Below are 24701 nucleotides of genomic sequence, written 5' to 3'. Positions count from 1 at the left end.
CAGAAATGGAAAAGACATATAACCCGCAAGATATCGAGCAGCCGCTTTACGAGCATTGGGAAAAGCAGGGCTACTTCAAACCGAATGGCGATACCAGCCAGGAAAGCTTTTGCATCATGATCCCGCCGCCGAACGTCACCGGTAGCTTGCACATGGGTCACGCCTTCCAGCAAACCATCATGGACACCATGATTCGTTACCAGCGCATGCAGGGGAAAAATACCCTGTGGCAGGCCGGTACTGACCACGCGGGCATCGCCACGCAGATGGTAGTTGAGCGCAAAATTGCGGCTGAAGAGGGCAAGACGCGCCAGGACTATGGCCGTGATGCGTTCATCGACAAAATCTGGCAGTGGAAAGCAGAGTCCGGCGGCACCATCACCCGCCAGATGCGCCGTCTGGGCAACTCCGTCGACTGGGAGCGCGAGCGCTTCACCATGGACGATGGCCTTTCCAACGCCGTGAAAGAGGTGTTTGTTCGCCTCTATAAAGAGAACCTGATCTACCGTGGCAAACGCCTGGTGAACTGGGATCCAAAACTGCGTACCGCAATCTCCGATTTGGAAGTGGAAAACCGCGAGAGCAAAGGCTCGATGTGGCATATCCGCTATCCACTGGCTGACGGCGCAAAAACGGCCGACGGTAAAGATTATCTGGTGGTCGCCACCACCCGTCCGGAAACCCTGCTGGGCGATACCGGCGTCGCCGTTAACCCGGAAGATCCACGTTACAAAGATCTGATCGGCAAATTTGTGATGCTGCCGCTGGTTGGCCGCCTGATCCCTATCGTTGGCGACGAACATGCCGACATGGAAAAAGGCACCGGCTGCGTCAAGATCACCCCGGCGCATGACTTCAACGACTATGAAGTCGGCCGTCGTCACAAACTGCCAATGATCAACATCCTGACCTTCGACGGCGATATCCGCGACCGTGCTCAGGTGTATGACACCAATGGCGAAGCCAGCGATGCCTGTTCCGATGAGATCCCGGCGGCTTTCCAGAACATGGAACGCTTTGCGGCGCGTAAAGCGATTGTTGCCGCTGTCGATGAACTCGGCCTGCTTGAAGAGATCAAACCCCACGATCTGACTGTGCCTTACGGCGACCGTGGCGGCGTGGTTATCGAGCCGATGCTGACTGACCAGTGGTATGTGCGTACCGCACCGCTGGCGAAAGTCGCGGTTGAAGCCGTTGAAAACGGCGACATCCAGTTTGTACCGAAGCAGTACGAAAACATGTACTTCTCCTGGATGCGCGATATTCAGGACTGGTGTATCTCCCGTCAGCTCTGGTGGGGTCACCGCATCCCGGCGTGGTATGACGACAACGGTAACGTCTACGTCGGCCGCACCGAAGACGAAGTGCGCGCCGAGAACAACCTGGCCGCCGATGTGGCGCTGCGTCAGGATGATGACGTGCTGGATACCTGGTTCTCCTCAGGTCTGTGGACCTTCTCCACCCTGGGCTGGCCGGAAAACACCGAAGCGCTGCGTACTTTCCATCCGACCAGCGTGCTGGTCAGCGGCTTCGACATCATCTTCTTCTGGATTGCCCGCATGATCATGCTGACCATGCACTTCATCAAAGATGAAAACGGCAAACCACAGGTACCGTTTAAAACCGTCTACATGACCGGTCTGATCCGTGATGAAGAAGGTCAGAAGATGTCGAAATCCAAGGGCAACGTGATTGACCCGCTGGATATGGTCGACGGCATTTCACTGGAAGCACTGCTGGAAAAACGCACCGGCAACATGATGCAGCCACAGCTGGCGGAGAAAATCCGCAAACGTACCGAGAAGCAGTTCCCGGACGGCATCGAGCCATCAGGCACCGATGCGCTGCGTTTCACCCTGGCGGCGCTGGCCTCTACCGGTCGCGACATCAACTGGGACATGAAGCGCCTGGAAGGCTATCGCAACTTCTGTAACAAGCTGTGGAACGCCAGCCGCTTTGTGCTGATGAACACCGAAGAGCAGGATTGCGGACAGAATGGCGGCGAAATGACGCTGTCGCTGGCAGATCGCTGGATCCTGACCGAGTTCAACAACACGGTGAAAGCGTACCGTGAAGCGCTGGATAGCTACCGTTTCGATATCGCGGCTAACCTGCTGTATGACTTCACCTGGAACCAGTTCTGCGACTGGTATCTGGAGCTGACCAAGCCGGTCATGAACAGCGGCAGTGAATCTGAACTGCGTGGCACCCGTCATACGCTGGTTCACGTGCTGGAAGCGCTGCTGCGTCTGGCGCATCCGATCATTCCGTTTATCACTGAAACCATCTGGCAGCGCGTGAAGGGGCTGAAAAATATCAGCGACGACACCATCATGCTGCAGCCTTTCCCGCAGTACGATGCGGCGAAAGAAGATGCCGAAGCGAAAGCGGACATCGAGTGGATGAAACAGGCGATCGTGGCGGTGCGTAATATCCGTGCCGAGATGAACATCGCACTGAGCAAGCCGCTGGATGTGCTGCTGCGTGACTGCTCGCCTGCGGCACTGCGTCGCGTTGAAGCTAACCGCAACTTCCTGTCGCGCCTGGCGCGTCTGGAAAGCCTGACCATTCTGCCTGCGGGCGAGAAAGGTCCGGTGTCGGTGACCAAACTGGTCGAAGGCGCAGAGCTGTTGATCCCGATGGCGGATCTGGTGGATAAAACCGCCGAGCTGGAGCGTCTGGCGAAAGAGCTGGTTAAGCTGGATGTGGAAATCGAGAAGATCGAAACCAAGCTGGCGAACGAAGGCTTTGTTTCGCGTGCCCCGGAAGCGGTGGTGGCGAAAGAGCGCGAACGCGTAGCGGACCTGCAACAATCAAAAGCAAAACTGATTGAACAGCAGGCGGTCATTGCGGCGCTCTGATTGATTCCTCGCTCTGAAAAAACCCCGCGCTCTCGCGCGGGGTTTTTAATATCATTTTTTCGATGACACCCTTCTCGTCCTTGTTTCAGCAGCAAGATGATCATGACTCTTTTCTAATACAGACAGGCATCTTTTTTCCCGGTCACTTTCTGACGTTAACTGAGTAAGCGCCGTGCGGGCTTTCAAAAAGTACGTATCTGTTTCATCCGGAGTCGGCTCAATAAATGGCATGCCGCATAGCTTATTAACATTGCCTTGATTAACGTATTTCATTACCGCGCCAGGATTTTCAGGTAAGGCATAGGCCATCGCGATGTCCAGACCTTCCTGAAAAGAGGTTGCGCCTAAGAATGGCGATCGATTAAGAATGGGGTAAAGTTCAATCCAGCGTGTCCGGCCCTGAGAAAGATATTCTGTTATCTTGTCATAATCAGCATCTGAAAGTGAACTGCTGTCATTATTGCGGGATGCCGTAATCACTTTATCTGACAAAACATGTTCTGCAGAATTGAACCTTCCTGATGAACAGGAGACGGAAAACAATGCTAATAGCAAAATAATGAGCCATTTCATTTCACTATTAACTCCCTGTCGCCGCTATCTGCAATACTTTTTCTTACATTGAAAGACGCGACAATACAGCCATTCGAAGCGGTACCAAAGCCGTTATCTCCATGAATAAGAAATCCGGCGCGACCACACATATTGTTACCCGCATAAGGTATAAGACGGAGAACAAACCGTCCGGCTGTAGGATGCTTTGCCATAGGACTGGCAATCTTATACTTTCCTGCTGGCAAAGGACCTTTGTTCACCTCACATGCTAATGCAGGATCGTCTTTATATCCTTCAGCCCCGGCATATAACGCATCGAATTTATAGACACCATCTCGTGTAAAAGATCGCTTTCTGACGTCATAGACCCATGTCATACACGCTCCTTAAAATGACTCACAGAATTGCTGCGCCATTGATAGTTGAATTATGTGCGTTCCTTCCATGAATCGGAGTGCTGAATATTGCCATCACAGTACTTCCAGGTGATTTTTTCGTAGCGCAGCGTTACTGACTCAAGATGGTTCATATTTTCAATGGATTTGATGTTATGCATGAGTGGATTAACCGACACCACTTTCACTCCTTCAATGAACATATTGAAGTACTCCTCTTCCTGGCCAGCGTGATTAATACGGTACCATTTTATTTCAGCTGACCTGAGTGTTTGCCCGGAGGAGACTGCTTTATAGAGATAAGGGCTGGATGAGTCGAATTCTTTTTCGAATTCTAATGCACTATGAACACGCGTCCCTGTGAGTTTACCGGTGTGAGGATCGACCGGTATGCTCAAACCATGCATGAAACTAAGTACTTCAATACTTCCTTCTCGATGTTGGACGTCAACTGATCCTTTGATATCTGCGCCACCATCATCTTTCAGCCATAGGTAAGCTGGAATTGCCATGAAATTAATCCTTTAATTAGCGTTAAAGATATTAACTTACAGGAGTAGCAGTCAGCATTTTTGATTTACATCAATTAAGACAAACAAATTGATTGTGAAGTAATCAGCACTATTAAGACCAGAAGATAGAAACAATCCCTTATTACTGAACATAGTAAGGTGTAAATGATAAAACAGATTTTCAAGTGACATTAAAAAACATGACGTTTTTAAAGCCTCCCTGCATTGTCAGGAATATTGCTTTTACATGACGATAATGTTACTTCTGGTAAATGTCTAACCGATTTACATAGCTCAACTCCCACATGATTTCTGACTCTCAGCACCTCCAGGTGCGGCCGATTACTGCCGCCGATAATCCGCATATCGCCCAGGTGATCCGCGACGTTTCCGCGGAGTTCGGCCTGACGGCTGACAAGGGCTACACCGTTTCCGATCCGCAGCTCGACCAGCTGTTTGAGCTTTACAGTGCCGAACAGAGCGCCTACTGGATTGTTGAGTATCAGGGCAAGGTGGTCGGCGGCGGCGGTGTTGCGCCGCTCGCCTGTAGCGCGCCCGATATCTGCGAACTGCAAAAGATGTACTTTCTGCCGGAGGTGCGCGGTCAGGGTCTGGCACGCGAACTGGCGCTGCGGGCGATAGAACATGCACGCAGCCACGGCTTCCGTCGCTGCTATCTGGAAACCACCGCCAGCCTGACGCGGGCCATTAAACTTTATGAGTCACTCGGCTTTGAGCATATCGACAGCGCGATGGGCTGCACAGGCCATGTCGACTGCGAAGTGCGTATGTTGCGGAAGTTATAAGCCGCGCTCTACGTAACTCATATCGTTGATGGATTCAATCACGAACTCTCCGCTGTCGGTATAGCGCAGCCGGGTTACGCTCGCATTGTCCAGCGTCTGGTTTAACGATGTATCGCCAAGCGCCTGCAGTAGCGCTGTAATCGCCAGGCCATGCGTGACCACCAGAACGTTACCGCCGCCCTGCTGCCGGGCCTGCTGCGCTATCTCAGTCAGGCTATCGACCATTCGCTTCGCAACCTGCTGATAGCTTTCGGCCATGCCTGCTGATTTAATGCCTCTCAGTGCCGGCGTGCCTGACGCTTCCGCCTGCCGGATAGCGTCTATGATCCTGTCGACATGAACCTTGCCTTTGCCATAGGCCTCCATTAGCGCCGTATCGGATGCAAATCCCAACTGATGGGCGGCATCGTTCAACATATTATTATTCAGATCGCCCTCATACAGGCCAAAGCCCACTTCCCGCAATTCCCGGCGTTCGTTCAGCGGCAGCGGCGTTTTCCATGCCTGCATCACAAGCTGCGCGGTTTCTCTCGCTCTGCCAGCATCGCTGGACCAGACGGCGATAAACGGGATCGTCTGCAGACCGCGTCCCAGCTTTTGCGCCACCTCTACCCCCGCTGGCGTTAGCGGAGTATCTGCCCATCCCTGCGCGCGATGCACCGTGTTGAACATCGTTTTACCATGCCGCGTAACGTAGAGAGTGACATCGGCGGCAAGGGCTTCGCCTGCGACAGCCCCAACCACAATAAGAATCAGCAACGCTTTAAAAATTCTTTTCATCGTATTTTCCTTATCTGAACAGATTTAATTTATATTCAACCGCGATCTCTGCAGAAAGGCTGGGAGAACGCATATATTTCCCTTGCGCATTAAAAACCGGAGTTTCTTTATTATTCTTGTATGACCAGCCATAACCGAATAGCGTAAAGACCGATAAATCCTTCAGGACCGGATGGGGTTCGATGAAGCGGTTTATGAGCGCGACTTCCCCCGAACGTATACGCGTATTACGATAATTAAACTGTCCATAGTTAATCTGAAATCCGCTAAAAATGCCTTTTGAAATTTCAAATTCCGTCTGCGACACCAGCGCCAGTTCTTTATCACGGGTATAATCTTTTCCGGCAGAGGTCAGGGCGTTGAAACGCCCACGGGTATTTTTTGTCAGCGGGCGCACATAATATCCCACCGCATTATGTTTGGGCGCCGAAGTCCAGGCGGCAGCGAATTTCTGTGTCCATCTGTCGTTAATCCAGTCTGCTTCACCGACATAGTGCCACGCGTGGTTATCGAACGATCTTTTGCTGCCCGCCATGCTTTTATAATTTTCCAGCCCCTGACTGCCATAAATTTGAGAGGACAAGCGCCAGTTCGGCGAGAGCGAGTAATTCGCTTCGATAACATGACGCCGCTGGTAGGCTTCCGCTTCGCCAAATGCGTAGGCGAGACGTCCGCGATCACCGGTATAGCTCAGTGCGCCGGTATAGATCGCATTAATTTTTCGTCGGTCCTGGGTTTGCAGGGCAAGACTCTCCGGCGAGTCGTGGCGAAGCGTTTTGGTCACGTAAGCCAAATCCAGCCGTATCTTCTGCACGTTCAGCGCGCCGCTAAAGCCTGAGTAACTGTTGCGTGACAAGCGGTCCGTGGTGGTCAGCACGCCGATGTTTTTTAACTCCTGCCAGCCCGCTTTTCCTTTAAATCCCGCATTCACGTCCCCCAGCTTCACTTTCAGATAGCGTTCACCAAACTTGCTGAAGCCGTGCGCGTCAGCTTTTTGCTGATGACCGCCGCTGTCGTAAAGCAGGCCGCGCGTGGCAAAGTAGTCGCTGGCTCCCAGCCTGATCGCTCGGGTATAAGTTGCATCGAAACCCAGCCAGTCCCACTGATAGCCGGAACGAAAATTCAGGCTTGACGCCTGTCCCCAGGCATTATGAACAGCGGCAGGCTGCGCTTCATTTTCCTTGAGATACTTCCAGTGATTACGCAGTCTGAGATCGAGTTGCGAATAACGCAGGAAAGCATTGTCAGAGAACGATAATGCGTCGGAAAAGTCAGCCCATGCGCCAGATGGCTGCAAAAACAGTAAAATAAATAACGGAATACCGCGCTTTCCCCTCATGTTAATGACTCCTTCCATTAAATGCTTATTAGCAAAACTGGACGCCAAAAAAAAGTCGCTGATTCTTTTCCCCGGCTATAGCCGGTGCAAAAAAAAACCTGATTCACAACCCTCTCTGGCAAAGAGGCGTTATGAATCAGGTTTTGCTTGAAAAATAACAATCCTAATCCGGCAAGAGCACTATAGTTATTCCGCAAAGAAAAAACAGAAGAGATAAAATATTTTGTGAGGGGTCACTCAAATTATATTTTTCGGAGGTAACGCGTTCATATTAGATTAACAGTTAATACTTATCTTTTTATTATTAATAAAATCAACCCGGTTCAATATAAAAAATAAACGGCCATCGTAAGAGCGCCGTTTACTCTAATCAGAACGCCGGTACGCCGCTGTGAAAGCGTAATTCGTTGTCGGGTTCGCTAATTAACCGCCCTTCTGTTGCCCCAATCACCTGCACCCGCGGCGTGATATCTCTGGTGGCAATCTGCGCCGCCAGGGTTAAATAGTCCTGATAATGCCGCGCCTCTGAGCGCAACAGCGACAGATAGAACTTCGCCAGTTCGTCATCAAGATAAGGTGCCAGACTGGCGAAACGCTCGCAGGAGCGCGCCTCGATGTAAGCGCCGCATATCAGCTTATCCACCAGCGTTTCCGGTTCATGGGTGGTGACTTCGCGCAGCAGCGATTTGGCATAGCGGCTGGAGGTGATCTTCTGATAGACCAGCCCGCGCGACTGCATAATTTCCCACACCTGATAGAAGTGATGCAGCTCCTCTTTAATCAGCAGCACCATCTTCTCCACCAGCTCATCCGCCCACGGCAGCGCATTGCGCACGATGATACGTTTTGTCAGGTTCTTATGGGCGTTGATAAAGTCGCTGTCGCCATCTTCGCGGAAGATAAAATCTTCATAAGGTTTCAGCCACGCCAGAATGGCGTCGCCACTGGGTTTGTCGGCAACATATTTGCGGATCAACCACACCGCGGTCTGCGCGGCTTTCAGTTCGCACACCAGATGGTCGGTTAACAGCAGGGTCAGATTTTCCGGCTTGCGCGCCTCATCAATCCAGGCCTGTGGCGTGCGGCAGTGCAGAAACTGATAGATCGGTTCAAGTAAGGGTGCGTAGTTCATGATGTTAAAACAGGTGGCAGGGGTGACAGGCGGAGAACTCTCCGCCCCGGCTACTTAGTGGCGAATACCATCATCATCTTCATCTTCGATGGCGTCGTCATCTTCATCTTCGGCATCGGGATCTTCAAAATAGGTGCCCCAGCCGTCGTAATCGACGTTGTACTTACCAATCAGGTTCACCAGTTGCTCAACCTGCACATCGATCAGTTCAGGCTTCAGGGCGGATTCGCTGATGATATCGACGCACATCACGGTGGTGCCATCTTCCAGCTCCAGCTCTTCCGGCTCGGTCACTTCATAACCCAGCTTGAACGCATCAACGGCCGCTTTTTCCAGCGAATCAAAATTATTGCATGAGAGATGGTGCTCGATGGTATAGAGCGCATCAGGATCGCTGCCATCCTCCAGCAGCTCTTCGATAATCTGCCGCGTCTCTTCCTGCTGCTCTTCCAGTAATGCTTCATATGCCATGACGATATCCTCTCTGAGTTCGGCAATAATCAATTATTTTCCCATACTGCCCGTCGCGCCACTACACAAAACGAAAAGTTTATTAGCCCCGCACTTGAAAATGCATATTCATACGGTTAGATTGAATTTTAATTCACTTTAATGATTACCGGAGTGTTGTATGAGTCAGCTGTATCAGCGCCATTTCCTCAGGCTTCTGGATTTTACGCCCGCCGAAATTGATCACCTGCTTACCCTTTCCGCTGAATTGAAACGGGCGAAAAAAAGCGCCCAGGAAGTACAGCATCTGAAAGGTAAAAACATCGCGCTCATCTTCGAAAAAGACTCGACCCGTACCCGATGCTCTTTCGAAGTTGCCGCTTACGATCAGGGTGCAAACGTCACCTATCTTGGCCCGAGTGGCAGCCAGATCGGCCATAAAGAGTCGATGCGCGACACCGCGCGGGTGCTGGGCCGGATGTATGATGGCATTCAGTATCGCGGTTACGGTCAGGAACTGGTGGAAACGCTGGCGGAACATGCCGGTGTGCCGGTGTGGAACGGCCTGACCACCGAGTTTCATCCGACCCAGCTGCTGGCCGATCTGCTGACCATGCAGGAGCATCTGCCGGGCAAAAAACTCAGCGAGATGACGCTGGTTTATGTGGGTGATGCGCGCAACAACATGGGCAACACCATGCTGGAAGCCGCCGCACAGGTGGGGCTGGATCTGCGTCTGGTGGCACCGAAAAGCTGCTGGCCAGAGGAGCAACTGGTGGCGCAGTGCCGTGAAGCCGCGCAGCAGACCGGCGGGAAAATTACCCTCACCGAACATATTGCCGACGGCGTGAAAGGCGCTGACTTTATCTACACCGATGTCTGGGTGTCGATGGGCGAAGCCAAAGCGGTGTGGGCCGAGCGTATCGCGCTGCTGCGTGACTATCAGGTGAACCGGGCGATGCTCGATCTGACCGGCAACCCGCAGGTTAAATTCCTGCACTGTCTGCCCGCCTTCCACGACGATCAGACCACGCTGGGCCAGCAGATGGCGGAACAGTACGATCTGCCCAACGGCATGGAAGTGAGCAACGAGGTGTTTGAGTCGCCGCACAGCATCGTGTTCGACCAGGCCGAGAACCGGATGCATACGATTAAAGCGGTAATGGTGGCCACGCTGGGGCAGCGCTGACCGACGGATGTGACACGGGCTGATGCTGCCAGGGAGCGCGGATACTTAGCGATTCATCCGCCTGATCTGGCCTGGCCTCCGATCGGCCAGGCAGGCGCAAACGTTTTCCTCTTGCTGACCCACCGCGAACGGGTATAATGCGGCCCAATTTGCCGGAGGAAATATGCTACAGCACAGCGGACAACTTGACGCTCAATCACGCCTGACCGCAGGCGGTGCTACTGTTTCTTTCGGTCATCGACCCGATCTTAAAAAAGCCCCTTAAGCAGGGGCTTTTTTTTGTCCGCAATCCGGCCGCGCAGAGGAGACAGCTATGGCTAACCCGCTATATCGCAAGCACATTATTTCAATCAACGACCTCAGTCGTGAAGAGCTGGAACTGGCGCTACACACCGCCGCGAAGCTTAAAGCCCATCCGCAGCCGGAACTGCTGAAGCACAAGGTTATCGCCAGCTGCTTCTTTGAGGCGTCTACCCGTACCCGCCTGTCGTTTGAAACCGCCATTCATCGCCTCGGCGCGTCAGCGGTGGGCTTTGCTGACGGCAGTAATACGTCGCTGGGCAAAAAAGGCGAAACCCTGGCCGACACCATTTCAGTGATCAGCACCTACGTCGATGCGATCGTGATGCGTCACCCGCAGGAAGGCGCGGCGCGGCTGGCGACCGAGTTCTCCGGCGGCATCCCGATTCTCAACGCCGGTGACGGCGCGAACCAGCATCCGACCCAGACGCTGCTTGATCTCTTCACCATTCAGGAGACGCAGAGCCGTCTTAATCAGCTGAATGTGGCGATGGTCGGCGACCTGAAGTATGGCCGCACCGTGCACTCCCTGACCCAGGCGCTGGCGAAGTTTGACGGCAACCGCTTCTTCTTTATCGCGCCCGATGCGCTGGCGATGCCGGCCTATATCACCGATATGCTGGATGAGAAGAATATCAGCTGGTCACGTCACGACAGCTTTGAAGAGGTGATGCCGCAGCTCGATATCCTCTACATGACGCGGGTGCAGAAAGAGCGGCTCGATCCGTCAGAATATGCCAACGTCAAAGCGCAGTTCATTCTGCGCGCTGCCGATCTCGCTACAGCGCGCGACAATATGAAGGTACTGCACCCGCTGCCGCGCATCGACGAAATCACCACCGATGTCGATAAAACCCCGTATGCCTGGTATTTCCAGCAGGCGGGTAACGGCATCTATGCGCGCCAGGCTCTGCTGGCACTGGTTTTAAACAGCGAACTCGCCCTGTAAGGAGATACCCCCATGACGCAGGACAACAAACTGCAGGTCGAAGCGATCAAACGCGGCACGGTCATCGACCATATTCCGGCGCAGATCGGCTTTAAATTGCTCTCTCTGTTCCGGCTGACCGAAACCGATCAGCGCATTACCATTGGCCTGAATCTGCCCTCAGGCGAGATGGGCCGCAAAGATCTGATCAAGATTGAGAACACCTTTCTCACCGACGATCAGGTCAATCAGCTGGCGGTCTATGCGCCCCATGCTACGGTCAACCGCATCGACGACTATGAAGTGGTCGCGAAGATCGCCCCGACGCTGCCGGACCACGTTGAACGGGTGCTGACCTGCCCCAACAGCAACTGCATCAGCCGCAGCGAGCCGGTCTTCTCCAGCTTTGCCGTGAAGCAGCGCGCCGACGATGTGCATCTGAAGTGCAAATATTGCGAAAAAGAGTTCGCCCGCCATGTGGTGCTGGGTCACTGGTAATCGCCCTGCCCGACCTTATAATGGGCAACACCGGCGGCATCGCCGCCTGACGACGTAATCAAAGGAGCAATGATGTCTCGTGAAATCAGTACTGAAAAAGCCCCTGCCGCTATCGGCCCCTATGTTCAGGGTGTCGATCTGGGCAGCATGATCATCACCTCTGGCCAGATCCCGGTGGATCCGGCGACCGGCCAGGTGGCGGATGACGTTGCCGCACAGGCGCGTCAGTCACTGGAAAATGTGAAGGCGATTGTCGAAGCAGCGGGTCTGAAGGTCGGCGACATCGTGAAGACCACGGTGTTCGTAAAGGATTTAAATGACTTCGCCACGGTCAATGCGGCTTATGAGGCGTTTTTCACCGAGCATGAAGCGCACTTCCCGGCGCGTTCCTGTGTCGAAGTGGCGCGTCTGCCAAAAGATGTGAAGATCGAAATCGAAGCGATTGCCCTTCGTCGCTAATCTACGTTGTTAACATCTATTGTTAACGAGGGCGCCCGCCTCTCTCCGGCTATCCCGGAGAGAGGCGGTGAATCGCTTAACGCTTAGCCGGACGCCACAGCCACAGCAGCGCTATCGCCAGCGCAAACAGCACGCCAAAACCGACGCCCGTCGCCACCGCAGGGGCACCCGCCTTGATCGCCAGCGTATAGAGCCCCAGCATGATCAGCATGGCGCTGTTCTCACCCAGATTCTGCACCGCAATCGCATTACCTGAACCGACGCTCTCTTTGCCCCGCGCCTGCAGCAGTGCATTCAGCGGCACCACAAAGAAACCGCCCAGCGCGCCAATCAGCATCAGCACCAGATAGGCATTCAGCAGAGAATGCTGCAGCGCGAAGACGACGACCATCACACCAATCAGCACACCGGCTGGCATACAGCGACGCACCGTTTCAAGCGTCACCAGCTTCGCCGCCGCCGCCGCCCCAATCACAATCCCGATCGCCACCATGGCATTCAGGGTCGTTGGCGTGGTGTTGTCACTGATGCCCAGCGCCACCGGCACCCACAGCACCAGCAGAAAACGCAGCGTCACGCCTGCGCCCCAGAACAGGCTGGTGCCGAGCAGCGAGAAGCGCGTCTCCGCATCACGCCATAGCAGCGCGGCAGCACTGAAAAAACTGCGTACCATCATACCCAGCTGCCAGCTCTGACCAGGACGCGCCGCCTGCAGTTTCGGGATAAACAGGTTGGCCACCACGGCAATGCCGTAGGTCAGCGCACAGATCCCCAGCGCCGCCAGCAGATGCCAGTCAGCCAGCATCCCACCCGCCACTGAGCCGAGCAGAATGGCGGCGATGGTCGATCCCTCCATCAGCCCGTTGGCTTTCACCAGCTTCTCGCCGTGAGTGATCTCACCGAGGATGCCATATTTAGCCGGAGAGTAAGCGGCTGCGCCCGCGCCCACCAGGGTATATCCGAGGAAGGGGTTGAAGCCGAAGCAGATCACCAGCGCGCCCAGCAGCTTCAGGCTGTTGGCGAGCATCATCACCCGCCCTTTTGCCATGCTGTCCGCGACCTGACCGACAAACGGTGCCAGCAGAATGTAGGCTGCGACAAAGAGCATCTGCAGTACCGGCTGACTCCAGTCGGGATAGAACTGGCTTTTCAGCACGGCCAGCGTGGCAAACAGCAGCGCGTTATCGCCGAAGGCCGAAAAGAACTGGGCGATAATCACGGCGATCATGCCGCGTGACATCAGCGGCGCATTACGATCAAGGCTCATGCCTGCTCCTCTTCCGCCATTTTTTTCAGCGTGACGTAATCGGGTTTACCGCTGCCCAGCTGCGGCAACTGCTTCATCACCCGGATATCACGCGGCAGCGCCAGTTCTGGCGCACCCAGCTCGCGGGCCGCTTTCTGCAGGCTGTCGCGCGCCAGTTCAGCGTCGGTGGTGAACAGCACCAGCGCCTCACCACGCTGACCATCCGGGCGCAGCGAGGCGGCATGTTGTTTGTCCGGCGACGCCTTCAGAGCGATCTGCTCGACGATCTCCAGCGACACCATCTCACCGGCAATCTTCGCGAAACGTTTGGCGCGCCCCTGAATCTGGCAGAAACCGCCGTCATCAAAGCTGACGATATCACCCGTGTCATACCAGCCCGCTTCCTGATTGCCTTCGCCATCGTCGGCGACCGGCACTTCCAGCACGCCTGGATTCTCGACGCGCAGATAGCCCTTCATCACGTTCGGTCCGCGCAGCTGCAGCCGTCCGCCCTGCTCAATGCCCGGCACCGACATCAGCCGCGAATCCATGCCCGGCAGAATGCGTCCGACGGTGTGCGCCTTCGCCGCCATCGGCACGTTAATCGCGACCACTGGCGCGCATTCGGTTACGCCGTAGCCTTCAAGAATGCGAATGCCATACTTCTCCATGTAGAGCTGACGGGTGTTCTCCTGCAGCTTCTCCGCCCCCGCCACCACATAGCGCAGGCGGGCAAAATCATAGGGCGCGGCAAAGCGCGCGTAGTTGCCGAGGAAGGTCGAGGTGCCAAACAGCACGGTGCAGTTGCGGTCATAGACCAGCTCCGGCACGATGCGATAGTGCAGCGGGCTGGGATAGAGGAACACCTGTGCGCCGGTCATCAGCGGCGTAAACAGCCCGACGGTCAGACCAAATGCATGGAACAGCGGCAGCGCCGACATAAAGCGGTCACGCGGCGTGAAGTCGGCGATGGTGCGGATCTGTTCGACGTTCGCCAGCAGGCTTTTATGCGAATGCACCACCCCTTTAGGATTGCCTTCCGAGCCGGAGGTAAACAGTACCATCGCGGCGTCTTCCGGCTGCTGGGGCAGCTGTGCGCGATGCGGCATCAGCAGATGGGCGACGATCCACAGTTTGTCCTTACTGGTCACGGTATCTTTCAGATCTTCCAGATAGATCCACTGCACATCATCGAGCCCCTGTGGCAGATGCCACAGGTTGCCTTTGTCCAGGAACTGGCGCGACGTGAAGACCGTTTTGATCTGCGCGGCGGTCAGTGCCGCCCGCATGCCGTTTACGCCCGCCGTGTAGTTGAGCATCGCCGGAACACGTCCGCGCAGGGATGCCCCGAAAATCGCCGCCGCCGTGACGGTGGTATTGGGCAGCAGCAGTCCTACCACTTCGCGCGGCTGGCTGTAGCGCTCCAGAATACGGCCCACGCCCAGCGCCTTCTTCAGCAGTCCGTTGTAGCTGTCAGGTTTGAAATTGACATCTTCGATGCAGCGCTTAAACGCGCCATAACGCGTACGCGCCGCCAGAAACGCCTCAAACAGGGTTTCACGCGGACGCACCGCCATGCGCGCTTCCATCATCACATGATGCAGATGCTCACCGGCCAGCACGCGCCGATCGCGCGCCCGTTTCGCCTCCGGCATCGGAATGCGGGTGGCGGGCAGAATCGTCAGGGTGATGCGCGGGAACAGGCGACGTTTAAACACGCCCGCCAGACGACCAAACGGCGTGTACTCTGCGCCTTCAATGCGCATCGGCACCACATTCGCGCCCGAACGCGCCGCGACAAAACCCGCCCCGCTGTAGATCTTCATCAGCGAGCCGGTGACGGTAATACGTCCTTCCGGGAAGATCACCACCGGACGGCCACTGTCGATCAGCCTGACCAGCTGTTTGAGCGCCATGGGTTTGGTGGGATCGAGCGGTACATAGTCGATAAAGGGTTTAACCAGCCGCATAAACCAGCTTTCGCTGATGGTCGAATAGACCGCATAGACCGGCTTAATCGGCAAAAATAGCGCCAGCAATATGCCGTCGAGAAACGACATATGGTTCGGCGTGATCAATACCTTCTGCTTATGCAGTTCGGCGACGTCGCCACGCAGTTCGACCCGCCATAACAGGCGAAATATCAGGCGCAATAGTGTGAAAACCATGCCGGCTCCTTAGCATCGTGAAAATAGCCCCTCACGATGCAGGATTTGACGCGGTTCGACAACAGAATTATCGGTAACCTGACGCCGCCTTCAGGGTGCCTGCCAGCCACCGCCCAGCGCGGCAATCAGCGCCACACTGCTGACCCACTGCGTGCTCTGCAGCGTCAGCAAACTCTGCTGCGCGCTCAGGCGGCTGTTTTCGGTGGTCGCCACATCCAGATACGTAATCATGCCCGCCTCATACTGCAAACGCGTTACCCGCGCCGAGGTCTGCGCCGCGTCGGTGGCGCGCTGCTGCGCGGCGATCTCACCCTGCAGCGTGTTCAGCTCCACCAGCTTATCTTCCACCTCCTGCATTGCGGTCAGCACCGTCTGACGATAGGTCGCAACGCTGGCATCCCAGCCCGCTCGTGCCTGATCGACCTGTGCTGCGGTCGCACCAAAATCCAGCAGCGTGCCGCTCAGCTCCGGCCCCAGCGACCAGACGCGATTCGGCAGCGAGAAGAGCGAATGCAGCACGGAAGAACTGACGCCACCGCTGGCGCTCAGGGTCAGGTCGGGATAGTAACCGGCCACCGCCACGCCCACCGCAGCATTGGCGGCGGCCATGTTACGTTCGGCGTAAGCAATGTCGGGACGGCGCTGCAACAGCTCGCCCGGCAGGGCTGCCGGAATCGCGGGCAGCGTGGCCGTCAGCGGCGCGGCGGTCAGGCTGAATTCAGCGGGTGCTTTGCCGACCAGCAGCGCAATGGCGTGCTCCATCTGTGCACGCTGCCACTGATAATCCTGCGCCGAGGCGCTGGCGCTCTCCAGCTGCAGCTGCGCCTGAGCCAGGGTGGCACGCGACGCGGTGCCCGCCTGATACTGGCTGGTAATCACTTTCAGATAGCGCTGATAAGCATCAACGCTCTGCTGATAGAGCGCGATTTTCTGATCCATGATGCGCAGCTGGAAATAGTCCTGCGCCAGTTCAGACTGGGCGCTCAGGGTGATATTGGCCAGTTCCGCCGCGCTGGCCGAGGCGCTGGCGCGGTTCTCCTCCAGCGTGCGTCGCAGTTTGCCCCACAGATCCAGCTCCCAGCTGGCGCTCAGCTCCGCCTGATGGCTGCTGCTGGTGGTGCGAACGCTGCTGTCAGTCGCGTGGCTGCCGCTGCGCGTCGCGCTGCCGTCATAGCCCAGCGAGGGAAACAGCGCCGCGCGTGACTCACTCGCCAGCGCCTGTGCCTGCCGGTACTGCGCGGCATAATTCGCCACGTTCTGGTTCGAGATGCTCACCTGGTTCAGCAGGCCGCTCAGGGTGGCGTCGTGATAAACCGCCCACCATTCGCCTTTGCTTTGCGCATCAAGCGGCGTCGCCTGCTGCCAGCCTCTGGCCTCTTTATAGTGGACCGGCATCACCATCGCGGGGCGCTGATAGTCGGGACCGACGCTACAGCCGCTCAGCAGCATCACAACAAAGGGGATAAGCGGTTTCATGGATCAGGATTCCGTAGGGCGCAGACGACGCCATTGACGTTGAGTGGCACGGCCCAGACGATCGAGCCAAAGATAAACAACCGGCGTGGTAAACAGCGTGAGCAGCTGGCTGAGCGCCAGTCCGCCCGCAATAGCGATGCCCAGCGGGCTGCGCAGATCGGCATCACCGCCGCTGCCCAGCGCCAGCGGCAACGCGCCGAAAAAGGCGGCCAGCGTGGTCATCATGATGGGCCGGAAGCGCATCAGGCACGCCTGGGTGATCGCCTGCTGTGGCGACATGCCCTGCCGCCGCTCCGCGTCGATGGCGAAATCGATCATCATGATGGCGTTCTTTTTCACGATGCCGATCAGCAGGATGATGCCAATCAGCGCGATTACCGTGAGCTGCGTGCCGGTCAGCAGCAGCAGTAACAGCGCGCCGACGCCCGCTGACGGCAGGGTCGAAAGAATGGTCAGCGGATGGATGTAGCTCTCATAGAGCACGCCGAGCACAAGATAGACCGCCGCCAGCGCCGCCAGAATCAGCCACGGCATGGTCGCGGTCAGCTGAGAAAAGGCGGCGGCGGTGCCGGCAAAACCGGCATGAAGGGTCGATGGCAGGCCCAGCTTCGCCATCGCCTGTTTTATCAGTTCCTGCGCCTGTTCCAGTGACACCCCCTCGTTGAGATTAAACGCCAGGGTGCTGGTCGCGGACTGGCCCTGATGCGCCACCGACAGCGGCGCGTTGCCGCCGCTGAAGCGGGCAAAGGCGGAGAGCGGCACGCGGTCACCGCTATCGTTAATCACATAAAGCTGCTGCAGCGTCTCGGGATTGGCGGTGTCGCTATCCTGCAGTGACATCACCACGTGATACTGATTCAGGGTGTGATAGAGCGTGGCGATCTGCCGCTGGCTAAACGCATTGTTCAGCAGCGTATCCAGCATGTTCACGTTGACGCCCAGCCGGGTGGCGCGATCACGATCGATGGTCAGCTCCACCTCCTGGCCGCCGGTCTGCGAATCGGAGTCCACGCTGTTAAGCTCGGGGATCGCCGCCAGCGCCGCCTGCACTTTCGGCGTCCAGGTGCGCAGCAGATCGAGATCGTCCGCCTGCAGGCTGTACTGATACGTGGCGTTGGCGCTGCGTCCGCCAATGTGCAGGTCCTGCGCCGCCATCAGGAACATCTGCGCCCCGGCGATGTGACTGGTTTTTCTCGTCAGCCGGTTGGCCACCTCGGTGGCGGTCGCATCGCGCTGATCAAAATCTTTAAGCCGCACAAAGAAGTTGGCGCTGTTGCGGGAGCCAAACATCCCGCTGCCCATCGACGACATCACACTCTCTACCGCCGGGTCTTGCTGAATGATCTGCGTGAACATCAGCATTTTCGGCTTCATCGCCTGGAACGAGATGTTCTGATCGGCGCGCAGCGCACCCATCAGCAGCCCGGTATCCTGATTGGGGAAGAAGCCCTTCTGCACCACGACGAAGAGAAAAACATTCAGTAGTACGGTCAGCAGCAGGCTGAGCAGCGTCAGTTTCTGATGGCACATCACCCAGGCCAGCCCGCGCCCGTAGGCGGCCAGCAGGCGATTCAGCTGGTTTTCAATCAACTGATAAAGCGGATGCGGCCGCTGGCTGACGGGCGGCTTTGGTTTCAGCAGGCGGGCGCAGAGCATCGGCGTCAGACTCAGCGAGACAAACAGCGAGATCAGCAGCGACACGGTGAGCGTCACGGCGAATTCGCGGAACAGCCGCCCGACAATACTGCCCATCAGCAGGATCGGGATGAACACCGCGATCAGCGACACGGTCATCGACAGCACGGTGAAGCTCACCTCCTGCGCCCCGCGCAGTGCTGCCCGCAACGGGCTCAGCCCGCGCTCAATGTGACGGGTGATGTTCTCCAGCACCACAATCGCATCATCCACCACGAAGCCGGTGGCGATAATCAGCGCCATCAGCGACAGGTTATCCAGGCTGTATCCCAGCAGATACATCACCGCGCAGGTGCCGATCAGCGACACCGGCAGTGCCAGCGCCGGAATGATCACCGCCTGCAGATTGCGCAGAAAAATAAACACCACCGCAATCACCAGCAGCACCGCGATCAGCAGCGTCTCTTCGGTGTCATACAGCGAGGCGCGCACGCCAGGCGAACGGTCAACCACCACGTTCAGCTGGCTGTCAGCAGGCAGACTCTTTTCCAGCTGCGGCAACTGCGCTTTTATCGCGTCGATGGTTTCCAGCATGTTGGCACCCGCCTGACGTTTGATACCGATCATCACCGCCGGTGTGGCATTCAGAAACCCCGCCTGATAGCGATCTTCTACCGAGTCATAGACCGTGGCGACGTCGCGCAGTCGCACCGCGTTGCCCTGCTGATAAGTGATGATCAGATCGCGGTAGCTGGCCGCCTTCTCCAGCTGGCCGTTGCTGTCCACCAGCCACGACTGGTCACTGCCCTGTAAGATCCCTTTAGGCAGATTGGTAGTGCTGTTGGCGACGGCGGCACGCACCGTCTCCAGCGAGATGCCGTAATGGGTCAGCTTCAGCGGCTGCAGATCAATCCGCACCGCCGGTAAGGCGCTGCCCATCAGCGACACTTCGCCGACGCCCTGTACCTGCCCCATCGCCTGTTCGATTTTGCTCTCTGCCAGATCGTAGAGCTCGCCTGGCGTGCGGGTGGCAGAGGTCAGCGCCAGCATTACTATTGGCGCGTCTGACGGGTTGGCTTTGCGATAGGTCGGCAGCGAGGCCATTGCGCTGGGCAGCAGGCTGCGCGCTGCGTTGATTGCCGCCTGAACGTCGCGCGCCGCGCCATTGATATCGCGGTCCAGTTCAAACTGCAGGATGATGCTGCTTGAGCCCTGCGAGCTGCTGGAGGTCATCTCACTAATACCGGCAATCTGCCCCAGCGAACGTTCCAGCGGCGTAGCGACCGTCGCCGCCATGGTTTCCGGGCTGGCGCCTGCCAGGCTGGCGCTGACCATGATGGTAGGAAAATCGACCTGCGGCAGCGGTGCTACCGGCAGCAGCCGGTAGCCCAGCGCGCCCAGCAGCAGGATCGCCAGCGTCAGCAGCAGCGTCGCCACCGGACGAAAGATAAACAGCCGGGTCAGATTCATTGCCCGCTCCGCGCCCGCTGCTGACGGCGTTTCACCCAGGCGTTACCGCGCTGCGCCAGCCCATCAAACAGGAGGTAGATGACCGGCGTGGAGAAGAGTGTCAGCACCTGACTGACAATCAGCCCGCCGACAATCACCAGCCCCAGCGGCTGACGCAGCTCTGCCCCGGAGCCGGAGGCCAGCATCAGTGGCAGCGCACCCAGCAGCGCCGCCATCGTCGTCATCAGAATCGGGCGGAAGCGCAGCAGGCAGGCCTGATGAATCGCGTCGCGTGCGCTGAGTTGCTGATGGTGTTCCGCCTCCAGCGCGAAGTCGATCATCATGATGGCGTTCTTTTTCACGATGCCGATCAGCAGTATCACCCCAATCAGCGCAATCAGGCTGAATTCGGTGCCCGCCAGCAGCAGCGTCAGCAACGCGCCCACCGCCGCCGACGGCAGCGTAGAGAGGATGGTCACCGGATGGATAAAGCTTTCGTAGAGGATGCCGAGCACCACATACATGGTGATCAGCGCCGCCAGAATCAGCCACAGCGTGTTGCCGGTGGCGCTCTGAAACGCCGAGGTTTCCCCCTGATAACGCAGTGTGGTGCTCTCCGGCAGATGCAGCTGCTGCCGTACTTCCGCGATCGCCCGTTGTCCATCCTCCAGCGAGTAGCCCGGATTAAGGTTGAAGGAGATCATCACCGCCGGAAACTGATTCAGCCGCATGTGCATCAGCGAACCGGTGCGCTGGTGGATAGTGGCGATAGCAGTGAGTTTGACCATGCCGCTGCTGGTCGTGCTGGCGCTGGTGTCAGAGGCTGAAGTGGACGTTGACGAAGACGTTGACGCTGATGAAGCCGTGCTGGTGGATGACGACGCCGAACTGCTGCTGCCGGACGATTGCAGCCAGACATCATCAAACGACGCCGGACCCTGCTGGTATGCCGGAGCCACTTCCAGCACCACCCGATACTGATTCGACTGGGTGAAGATGGTCGAGACCAGCCGCTGACCAAAGGCGTTATAGAGCGCGGTGTCCACGTCCGAGGCAGTAATGCCGAAGCGCGCCGCTTTATCGCGGTTCAGCTCAACGTAAGAGACGCGCCCCTGATCCTGCAGGTTACTTACCACGCCATTAAACTCGGGCCGCTGCTGCAATGCCGCCACCAGTTTCGGCGACGCGCTGACCAGATTTTCACTGTCGGCATCATCGAGGGTGAACTGATACTGACTCGGCGAGACCTGATCGTTGACGGTGAGATCCTGCGCCGGTTGCAGATAGAGCCGGATGCCCGGCACATCGGCGGTCGCCTGTTGCAGTTGTTTAATCACCTCACCCGCTTTCACATCACGCGAGCCAAACGGCTTCAGGTTGATCTGTAACCGCCCGCTGTTAAGGCTGGTGTTGGTGCCGTCGATGCCGATCGTCGATGAGACGCTCTCCACCGCCGGGTTTTTCAGGATCCGCGCCGACAACGCCTGCTGCCGCGTTGCCATGGCGTTAAACGAGACGTCCTGTGAGGCGACGGTAATGCCCTGAATCAGCCCGGTATCCTGGGTCGGGAAGAAGCCTTTCGGCACCATTATGTAGAGCAGCGCCGTCAGCCCGAAGGTGGCCAGCGCCACCAGCAGCGTCAGTTTCTGATGGTTCAGTACCACGGTCAGCAGCCGATCATAACCGCGCACCAGGGCATCAAACAGTTCGCCGCCCTTGCGGGCAAACGTCGACTGCTGTTCTGGCGGAATGTGGCGCAGCAGATACGCGCACAGCATCGGTGTCAGGGTCAGCGATACCACCATCGACACCAGAATCGCCACCGCCAGGGTAATCGCAAACTCCCGGAACAGTCGCCCGACTACATCGCCCATAAACAGCAGCGGGATCAGCACCGCAATCAGGGAAAAGGTCAGCGAGATAATGGTGAAGCCAATCTGCCGGGAGCCTTTCAGTGCCGCTTCCATCGGCGACTCACCCTGCTCCAGCCGCCGGGAGATGTTCTCGACCACCACGATGGCGTCATCAATGACAAAACCGGTGGCGATAGTCAGCGCCATCAGCGACAGATTATTCAGGCTGAAGCCCGCCAGATACATCACACCAAAGGTGCCGACCAGCGACAGCGGCACTGCCACGCTCGGGATCAGCGTGGCAGCAACGTTGCGCAGGAACAGGAAAGTCACCATCACCACCAGCGCAATCGACAGCATCAGTTCAAACTGGACGTCACTGATCGAGGCGCGAATGGTCTGGGTGCGATCGGAGAGAATGGTCATCTTCACCCCCTCCGGCAGTGCCGCCTGCAGCGCGGGGAGCTGCGCCTTGATGTTGTCCACCACCTGGATGACGTTCGCGCCCGGCTGGCGCTGCACGCTGATCACAATCGCGGGCTGGTTGTTGGCCCACGCCGACTGGAAGCTGTTTTCCGGGCCCTGTTCAATGTGGGCGATATCTTTCAGGCGCAGCGCCGCGCCATTCTCATAGCTGAGGATGAGGTTGCCGTACTCAGTTGCGGTGCGCAGCTGGTCGTTGGCGTCAATGGTCACCGAATGATATTTACCGTCAAAGCCGCCTTTGGAGCCATTGACGTTGCTGTTGCCAATCAGCGTATTTACCGCCTCCAGCGTCAGATGATGCGCCGCCAGCGCCTGAGGATTCATCTGCACCCGAATCGCCGGCTGGTGGCCGCCCGCCAGCGTCACCATCCCGACGCCGGAGATCTGCGACAGCTTCAGCGCCACCCGGGTATTGACCAGATCCTGCACCGCGGTCAACGGCAGCGTGCTGGAACTGGCCGCCAGCGTCACCACCGCGCTGTCCGCCGGATTAACCTTTTTGTAGGTCGGCGGATTGGGCAGGTCGTCGGGCAGCAGGTTATTCGCCGCATTGATCGCCGCCTGCACCTCCTGCTCGGCGACATCCAGCGACAGATCGAGGCTGAACTTCAGGGTAATGATCGAGGAGCCGCTGGCACTGGTGGAGCTCATCTGGCTCAGCCCCGCCATCTGCCCTAACTGGCGCTCCAGCGGTGAGGTGACCGACGATGCCATCACATCCGGGCTGGCACCCGGATAGAGCGTGGTGACCTGAATGATCGGATAGTCGACCTGCGGCAGCGCCGAGGTAGAGAGGAATTTCCAGGCAAAAATGCCGGCGATCAGCACGCCGACCATCAGCAGAATGGTGGCGACCGGACGCAGAATAAACAGGCGCGACGGGTTCATTTCGACACAGCACCCGCAGCGGCGGGCGTCTCATCGGCCAGCGACACTTTGCTGCCGCTGGTCAGACGATCGATCCCTTCCGTCACCAGCCGATCGCCCGGCGAAACGCCGCTGAGGATCGCCTGCTGTTCGTCTCCGAAAGCGGGACCAGTGGTGACCGCTTTGCGCGTAACGCTGTGATCCTGATTGATCACAAAGACAAAGCTGCCGTCGCTGCTCAGCTGCAGCGCCTGGGCCGGGATCACCGTCGCGCCTTTCAGCACCCGGGTCTGCAGCCGCAGATTCACAAACTGATTGGCAAACAGCGACTCATCCTGGTTGGCGAACACCGCTTTCAGCGCCACGGTGCCGGTGGCGGTGTCGATCTGGTTGCTGATGAACTTCACTTCGCCACTGCCGAGCTGATGCTGGTTGTCCTGATCATACAGCGTGGCGGGCAGGCTCTGCCCCTGATGCAGCACGCTGACCAGCGTCGGGATTTCGCTTTGTGGCACGCTAAAGGTCACGGCGGCAGGCTGCATCTGGGTGATGGTCACCAGACCGGTGCTGCTGGCACTCTGAACCATGTTGCCGGGATCGACCTGACGCAGGCCGACGCGCCCGCTGATCGGGGCGGTGATCCGGGCATATTCAATGCTGAGTCTGGCACTGGCGATCTGCGCCTGATCGGCGGCGACGGCACCGCGATACTGCCCGACGGTGGCAATCTGGCTGTCCAGATCCTGACGCGCCAGTGCATCCTGCGCCGCCAGTTTGCGGTAGCGCGCCAGCGTCAGCTCCGCACTTTTCAGCAGCGCCTGGTTTTCGCTGAGTTCGCCCTGATACTGGTTAAGCGTGGCCTGAAAGCTGCGCGGATCGATCTGCGCCAGCAGCTGCCCGGCGCTGACTTTCTGCCCCTCGGTAAAGAAAACCTGCTCCAGCTGGCCGTCAACGCGGCTGGTCACCGTGACGCTGGCGTTGGGGATGACCGTGCCGAGTGCATTCAGCCACACCGGCACATCCGCCGTGCTGGCGACACCGCTGTGAACCAGCGTTGCCCCTCCGCCCATCATGCCATGCGCACCCGGTCTGCCCGACGGCATCCCCTCGCCAGGCCCGTGACCCGCCGCCAGCAGACGCCAGATAACCCCAGCGACAATCGCCGCCACCAGCAACAGAAGCAGCCATTTAAGCCCAAAGGAACGCGCGGGGCGAGAAAGGTGAGTCATCGTCGAACTCTTCAGATAAGCAGAAAAAGAAATCCCGGAACGTGCGGAATGCGGCAGTGAGCGGCGGCGGGCAAAAAACCGCCAGGCT

Annotated in this window: 19 protein-coding genes; 6 read left to right on the top strand and 13 right to left on the bottom strand. The window is 57.5% G+C overall.

Features of this window, described 5'->3' with window-relative positions; genetic code table 11:
- Positions 1 to 5: 5 nt before the first annotated feature.
- The gene (locus tag HFD95_RS13730; protein WP_010671782.1) at positions 6 to 2861 is read left to right on the top strand and encodes a valine--tRNA ligase; all 2856 of its coding nucleotides are present in this window, start codon (positions 6 to 8) and stop codon (positions 2859 to 2861) included.
- Positions 2862 to 2912: 51 nt separating this feature from the next.
- On the opposite strand, the gene HFD95_RS13725 is transcribed toward HFD95_RS13730, so the two are convergent.
- The 3 genes from HFD95_RS13725 to HFD95_RS13715 are packed head-to-tail and all read right to left on the bottom strand — an operon-like array spanning position 2913 to position 4323.
- A complete protein-coding gene (locus HFD95_RS13725) occupies positions 2913 to 3434 on the bottom strand; it encodes a hypothetical protein (protein WP_158132043.1) in 522 nt (173 codons plus the stop codon).
- Positions 3431 to 3793 carry a tlde1 domain-containing protein gene (locus HFD95_RS13720; RefSeq protein WP_010671784.1) on the bottom strand — a complete coding sequence of 121 codons (363 nt, stop codon included), beginning with the start codon at positions 3791 to 3793 and terminating at the stop codon, positions 3431 to 3433. The genes HFD95_RS13725 and HFD95_RS13720 overlap by 4 nt, the downstream gene beginning before the upstream one ends.
- 50 nt (positions 3794 to 3843) lie before the next feature.
- Positions 3844 to 4323 (bottom strand): Hcp family type VI secretion system effector, encoded by a 480-nt coding sequence (locus HFD95_RS13715; RefSeq protein WP_010671785.1) that lies wholly within the window; start codon positions 4321 to 4323, stop codon positions 3844 to 3846.
- Positions 4324 to 4628: 305 nt separating this feature from the next.
- Between HFD95_RS13715 and HFD95_RS13710 the strand changes: the two genes are divergently transcribed.
- Positions 4629 to 5129 carry a GNAT family N-acetyltransferase gene (locus HFD95_RS13710; RefSeq protein WP_010671786.1) on the top strand — a complete coding sequence of 167 codons (501 nt, stop codon included), beginning with the start codon at positions 4629 to 4631 and terminating at the stop codon, positions 5127 to 5129.
- Here HFD95_RS13710 and HFD95_RS13705 read toward each other — a convergent pair.
- The 4 genes from HFD95_RS13705 to rraB form a co-directional block, all read right to left on the bottom strand.
- Positions 5124 to 5909, bottom strand: a complete 786-nt coding sequence (locus HFD95_RS13705) for a histidine phosphatase family protein (RefSeq protein WP_061901813.1) — start codon at positions 5907 to 5909, stop codon at positions 5124 to 5126. The two genes, HFD95_RS13710 and HFD95_RS13705, sit on opposite strands and share 6 nt — an antisense overlap.
- A gap of 10 nt (positions 5910 to 5919) precedes the next feature.
- A complete protein-coding gene (locus HFD95_RS13700; protein ID WP_167430356.1) occupies positions 5920 to 7248 on the bottom strand; it encodes an OprD family porin in 1329 nt (442 codons plus the stop codon).
- A 370-nt stretch (positions 7249 to 7618) separates the two neighbouring features.
- Positions 7619 to 8380 carry a tRNA-(ms[2]io[6]A)-hydroxylase gene (locus HFD95_RS13695; RefSeq protein ID WP_010671789.1) on the bottom strand — a complete coding sequence of 254 codons (762 nt, stop codon included), beginning with the start codon at positions 8378 to 8380 and terminating at the stop codon, positions 7619 to 7621.
- Positions 8381 to 8434: 54 nt separating this feature from the next.
- The gene (gene rraB / locus HFD95_RS13690) at positions 8435 to 8851 is read right to left on the bottom strand and encodes a ribonuclease E inhibitor RraB (RefSeq protein ID WP_010251675.1); all 417 of its coding nucleotides are present in this window, start codon (positions 8849 to 8851) and stop codon (positions 8435 to 8437) included.
- 160 nt (positions 8852 to 9011) lie between these two features.
- Between rraB and argF the strand changes: the two genes are divergently transcribed.
- The 4 genes from argF to ridA all read left to right on the top strand — a co-directional run bounded on the left by argF (position 9012) and on the right by ridA (position 12204).
- On the top strand, positions 9012 to 10019 hold the full coding sequence (gene argF / locus HFD95_RS13685; RefSeq protein WP_061901816.1) for an ornithine carbamoyltransferase: 1008 nt from the start codon (positions 9012 to 9014) through the stop codon (positions 10017 to 10019).
- A gap of 313 nt (positions 10020 to 10332) precedes the next feature.
- A complete protein-coding gene (gene pyrB, locus HFD95_RS13680) occupies positions 10333 to 11268 on the top strand; it encodes an aspartate carbamoyltransferase (RefSeq protein ID WP_010251681.1) in 936 nt (311 codons plus the stop codon).
- Positions 11269 to 11280: 12 nt separating this feature from the next.
- Positions 11281 to 11745, top strand: coding sequence for an aspartate carbamoyltransferase regulatory subunit (gene pyrI / locus HFD95_RS13675; protein WP_010251684.1), 465 nt, complete (start codon positions 11281 to 11283; stop codon positions 11743 to 11745).
- A 72-nt stretch (positions 11746 to 11817) separates the two neighbouring features.
- Entirely contained in the window at positions 11818 to 12204 is a 387-nt protein-coding gene (gene ridA / locus HFD95_RS13670) for a 2-iminobutanoate/2-iminopropanoate deaminase (protein WP_010251687.1), read from the top strand.
- 76 nt (positions 12205 to 12280) lie between these two features.
- Here ridA and lplT read toward each other — a convergent pair whose 3' ends face one another.
- The 6 genes from lplT to HFD95_RS13640 form a co-directional block, all read right to left on the bottom strand.
- Positions 12281 to 13471, bottom strand: a complete 1191-nt coding sequence (gene lplT, locus HFD95_RS13665; RefSeq protein ID WP_010251689.1) for a lysophospholipid transporter LplT — start codon at positions 13469 to 13471, stop codon at positions 12281 to 12283.
- A complete protein-coding gene (gene aas, locus HFD95_RS13660) occupies positions 13468 to 15618 on the bottom strand; it encodes a bifunctional acyl-ACP--phospholipid O-acyltransferase/long-chain-fatty-acid--ACP ligase (protein ID WP_010671792.1) in 2151 nt (716 codons plus the stop codon). Before aas ends, lplT begins: the two co-directional genes overlap by 4 nt.
- A 90-nt stretch (positions 15619 to 15708) precedes the next feature.
- On the bottom strand, positions 15709 to 17094 hold the full coding sequence (locus HFD95_RS13655; protein ID WP_167430355.1) for an efflux transporter outer membrane subunit: 1386 nt from the start codon (positions 17092 to 17094) through the stop codon (positions 15709 to 15711).
- Between the two features lie 3 nt (positions 17095 to 17097).
- Positions 17098 to 20199, bottom strand: coding sequence for a multidrug efflux RND transporter permease subunit (locus HFD95_RS13650; protein WP_167430354.1), 3102 nt, complete (start codon positions 20197 to 20199; stop codon positions 17098 to 17100).
- Positions 20196 to 23405, bottom strand: a complete 3210-nt coding sequence (locus HFD95_RS13645) for an efflux RND transporter permease subunit (protein WP_167430353.1) — start codon at positions 23403 to 23405, stop codon at positions 20196 to 20198. Before HFD95_RS13645 ends, HFD95_RS13650 begins: the two co-directional genes overlap by 4 nt.
- Positions 23402 to 24613: an MdtA/MuxA family multidrug efflux RND transporter periplasmic adaptor subunit gene (locus HFD95_RS13640; protein WP_060681593.1), complete on the bottom strand. Its 1212-nt coding sequence runs from the start codon at positions 24611 to 24613 to the stop codon at positions 23402 to 23404. Before HFD95_RS13640 ends, HFD95_RS13645 begins: the two co-directional genes overlap by 4 nt.
- Between the last annotated feature and the right edge of the window lie 88 nt (positions 24614 to 24701).

The organism is Pantoea sp. EKM10T, assembly GCF_011800685.1.
GTDB classification, from domain to species: domain Bacteria; phylum Pseudomonadota; class Gammaproteobacteria; order Enterobacterales; family Enterobacteriaceae; genus Pantoea; species Pantoea agglomerans.
The sequence above is the reverse complement of the archived record's forward strand: the minus strand, read 5'-3'. Positions and strand labels throughout refer to the sequence as shown.